Annotated in this window: 2 protein-coding genes and 2 pseudogenes; 1 reads left to right on the top strand and 3 read right to left on the bottom strand. The window is 73.6% G+C overall.

Translation table 11 applies throughout. The features are described from left to right. Positions 1-329 (bottom strand): annotated as a pseudogene (locus tag E1281_RS39220) (DNA-binding transcriptional regulator); the annotation flags it as partial. A 101-nt stretch (positions 330-430) separates the two neighbouring features. Here E1281_RS39220 and E1281_RS39215 point away from each other — a divergent pair. Further along, complete coding sequence (locus E1281_RS39215) at positions 431-1,513, top strand: DUF3866 family protein (protein ID WP_131884744.1); 1,083 nt, start codon at positions 431-433, stop codon at positions 1,511-1,513. 15 nt (positions 1,514-1,528) lie between these two features. Here the strand turns inward: E1281_RS39215 and E1281_RS39210 are convergent, their stop codons facing one another. Both E1281_RS39210 and E1281_RS39205 read right to left on the bottom strand, forming a co-directional pair. Next, positions 1,529-2,056: a DUF3291 domain-containing protein gene (locus E1281_RS39210; protein ID WP_131884743.1), complete on the bottom strand. Its 528-nt coding sequence runs from the start codon at positions 2,054-2,056 to the stop codon at positions 1,529-1,531. Between the two features lie 33 nt (positions 2,057-2,089). Then, positions 2,090-2,333 (bottom strand): annotated as a pseudogene (locus E1281_RS39205) (transcriptional regulator); the annotation flags it as partial.

The following is a 2,333-nucleotide window of genomic DNA, read 5'->3' as shown; positions in this document are numbered from 1 at the left end:
ATGCTGGCCCGCTGCCACACCCGCGCCGCCAGGCCCAGCACCGCCGCCTCGTCGGGCGTCAGATGGAGGTCCGGCAGCTCGTAGTCCTGCGGAGGGATCCGGTACCCGATCTCCTCACCGCCGCCGCCCTGCTGGTCGCTGCCCACCTCCAGCGGGACGCCCAGCTCCCGCAGCTCCTCCTTGTCCCGCTCGAACATCCGCTTGAACGCCTCGTCGGAGTCCGGATAGCCGGGCACCGCACGCCGGATCTGCTCGGCCGTCAGATAGCGCCGGGTGGCGAGCAGGCAGACCACCAGGTTGAGCAGGCGCTCGGTCTTGCGTCGCGACACTTCGTCACCACCTCTCCGCTCTCCGGCCCCCTGGACCGCTCACGCGGACACGGCCGCCTCACGGCCACGACCCGCCGTCCAGGACGCTACCGTTTCCCGGTGTGATCCGATGGCGCAAAGGCACAGTCGAGGACATCCGCCGCGAATGGCCCGGGGCGGTCGAGCTGAACGTCTCGATCGGGGGCGACGGCACGCACCGCGCCCTGGCCTACCCCCACCTCGTGGGACGGCCGGAACCGGGCGACACCGTCCTGCTCAACACTACGGCCTTGGCGATGGGCCTCGGGACCGGCGGCTACGCCATGGTCGTCGCGATCCCCGACCGGCTCCCGCCCGACCCGTCCGGCCCCGGCCACCTCGTCAAGGCCCGCTACACGCCCCTGCAGGCCACCGTCCTCGGCGCCGACGAGCAGGACTCCCCCCACCACGACGTCCTGCGCGACGCCGACTCACTCGGCGGCATGCCCGTCATCGTCGCCGACCTGCACTCCGCGCTCCCGCCGATCCTCGCCGCGCTCCTCGCCGGCCGCCCCTCCGCGCGGGTCGTGTACGTCATGCCGGACGGCGGCGCGCTGCCGGCCTGGTTCTCCATGTCCATCGCCCGGCTCAAGGACGCCGGCGCCCTCGCCGCCACCGTCACGACCGGGCAGGCCTTCGGCGGCGACCTGGAGGCCGTCACCGTGCACACCGGCCTGCTGGTCGCGCGGCTCGTCCTCGGCGCCGACGCCGCCGTCCTCGCCCAGGGCCCCGGCAACCTCGGGACCGGCACCCGGTGGGGCTTCTCCGGCGTCACGGCGGGCGAGGCCGTCAACGCCGCCTCCGTCCTCGGCGGGCGCCCCGTCGGCTCCCTGCGCGTCAGCGAGGGCGACAGACGCGAGCGCCACATCGGCGTCTCCCACCACTCCCTCACCGCCTACGGCCGCGTCGCCCTGGCCCCCGCCGACATCCCCGTCCCCGAACTCGGCGGCCCCTTCGGCGCCCGCGTCGCCGCCGCCGCCGCGCCGCTCGGCGACCGCCACCGCCTCGTCCCCGTCCCCGTCGACGGCCTTCATGAGACGCTGAGCGCCGCCGAGAAGGAATGGGGCGTCCGGCTGTCCACCATGGGCCGCCGCCTCGACGAGGACCTCCCCTACTTCCTCACCGCCGCCGCCGCGGGCCGGCACACCGCCGCCCTCCTCGGCTGACCGCCCCGGCGCCCCTCAGACGCCCGCGGGCTCGGAGCCCGCGGCCTCCTCGGCGGTGTACGACGAGGCGAACGTGAACGCGCGGGGAGAGGGGCCCTGGGCGCGGATGAGCGCGAGGCGCTCCAGGGCCTCCCCGACGGTCGGGACATGGCCCGCGGGGATCCACCACAGGACGAGATGCGCGTCCACGTGCCGCTGGAACCACTCCCGGCGGCGCCGCATCGTCTCCAGGTGCGCGCTGCGGTACACGAAGTCCCACAGCGCCTCGGCGGACTCCCACACCGAGTAGTTGATGATCACGTCCTCGCCGGCGGGCCGCATCCCGGTGGCGTCCGGCTGCCCCTCCTCCGCCAGCCGCCACACGAACCCGGGGGCGGCGTCGGCGAGCGCGTTCACGGGTTCGAGCAGCGCGACGAAATCCGCGGCCCGCGGATCGTCCAGCGGGAAGCGGAGCGTGCCGACGTTGAACTGGGCGAGGTGGAACTGGACGAGGTGGGACTGCGCGTGAGGGAACTCCGCGTTGGGCGTGAGGTGTCCGGTCATGAAGCTCACCTCACCATGGGGCCCGCTTCTATGTCAATGCTCATTGTTTTTAGAAGTCTCCGCCGCCACGCAGCACCAGCCCGGCCGCGCGTCCATCCGCACCCGGACCTGCGAAGACCCCTCCACGAGACCTTCCAGGAGCGCCAGATTCATCCCGCACAACAGCGGAGGGAACGCCTCGGCCACCACACCGAACGGGCAGTTGCGCATCCGCAGCACCGCGCCGCCCTCATCCGCGACGGGCTCGTAACCCGCGCCGACAGGACCTCCGCCAACT

It is taken from the genome of Actinomadura sp. KC345, from assembly GCF_004348515.1.
GTDB lineage: Bacteria > Actinomycetota > Actinomycetes > Streptosporangiales > Streptosporangiaceae > Spirillospora.
The sequence above is the reverse complement of the archived record's forward strand: the minus strand, read 5'-3'. Positions and strand labels throughout refer to the sequence as shown.